We start from the raw sequence: 1067 nt of genomic DNA on the forward strand, positions 1-1067 counted from the left end.
CGGCAGCCCCCGCTGCTCGACCCCTTGCTCTTCCCCGACCCGGACCCCTTGCCCGAGCCCGACGAGAAGCCCGTCAGAGCCAGCACCACCACGACCAGCACAGCCGCCAATTTCGCATGTCGACGCAGCAAGACAGAAGCCCTTCCCCCGTTGTCCCCGTGGCCCCCATGGACCTGTCAATCGCGACACCCTAACAGCGGGCGTCCGCCGTCACGTGGCGCGGCCCGGGGACCCGGCGTAGCGTCGTGCACCGGAGAGGTATGTCCGGAACATCCGGATCAGGAGGCGGCACATCCGGATCAGGAGGCGGCGATGGTCCGTAACGCCATCGGCTCGATCCTCGCCCTGGCCGGGGCGGCGGCCGCCGTACTGAGCGTCTTCCTCGCCTGGTTCGACGGGCGTCAGGGCCAGGACTACCGCGTCGCCGACCTGTTCAACGGCATCACCTCCACCAGCTCCGCCCTCGCGACCTCCCTGCTGCTGCCCCTCGCCTTCGCCGCCCTGCTCGCCCTGATCGCCCTGGCGCTGCGCTCGCGGCTGCTGACGGCGCTGGCCGGGCTGATCGTCCTCGGCTTCACCGTGCTGTGGATGGTGCGCCAGGGCCAGGCCTCGGGCGGGCTGACCGTCGGCGGGAACGGTTCGGGTCTGGACGTCGGCCTCGCGTACGCCCTCGGCGGCGGGGTGCTGCTCCTCCTCGCCGCGCTGGTGATGAGCGGCCGCCATGTACGGGCCCTCGCACCGCACACCCCGTACACGCCCCCGGCACCGGCCCCGCAGGAGGAGGACTGGGGACCGTACGGCTCGCATCCGTACGACCCGAGGCAGCAGTGGCACGGACAGCACGAGCAGTACAGGCCGTACGGGCAGTCCGACCAGTACAGGCAGTACGACCCGTACGGGCAGCCGTACGGGTACGGCGGGTACGACCCCGCCGCGCAGCCGCCGCAGCCCCCGCACTACGGCCCCTACGAGCCCCCGTACGACCAGCTCCACGACGGCGACACCCAGTCACTGCCGGTGCAGGATCCCCGTAACGACGACCCCCCGCCCCGCTGAGCGCTACCGCG

1 protein-coding gene is annotated in these 1067 nt (G+C 71.9%); it reads left to right on the top strand.

The genetic code is table 11. The annotated features are described in order from the left end of the window. Positions 1-312: 312 nt before the first annotated feature. Complete coding sequence (locus tag WH07_RS41540; RefSeq protein ID WP_063775868.1) at positions 313-1056, top strand: hypothetical protein; 744 nt, start codon at positions 313-315, stop codon at positions 1054-1056. The last annotated feature ends 11 nt before the right edge of the window (positions 1057-1067 follow it).

It is taken from the genome of Streptomyces odonnellii, from assembly GCF_000981895.1.
In the GTDB taxonomy this organism is placed as follows: domain Bacteria; phylum Actinomycetota; class Actinomycetes; order Streptomycetales; family Streptomycetaceae; genus Streptomyces; species Streptomyces odonnellii.